This window comes from Gemmiger formicilis (assembly GCF_016901605.1).
Classification (GTDB): Bacteria; Bacillota; Clostridia; order Oscillospirales; family Ruminococcaceae; genus Gemmiger; species Gemmiger formicilis_B.
The window spans coordinates 1-218 of sequence record NZ_JACJKP010000936.1; the positions used below are offsets into that span (position 1 = coordinate 1).

Consider the following 218-nt stretch of genomic DNA (forward strand, 5'->3'; position numbering starts at 1 on the left):
TACCTTCTACAAAACAGCCTTTCAGCTGCTTATCACTGTCTCCCAAGGCTTTCAAAGCCGTATCCAAAGCCACATTCAACTGCGGCGCAGGTGTATTGATGATGGTGGTCCAGCTGATTGCGGCGATGATCGAGCCTTTCGATGGCACGTTGTATGACCCCTGTTGTGGTTCCGGTGGCATGTTCATTCAAAGTGCAGAGATCGTTAAAGCCAAACAG

General features: G+C 49.5%; 1 pseudogene. It reads left to right on the plus strand.

Annotation, left to right across the window (positions count from 1 at the left end):
- Positions 1-104: 104 nt before the first annotated feature.
- A pseudogene (locus H6B10_RS18500) lies at positions 105-218 on the plus strand (N-6 DNA methylase); the annotation flags it as partial.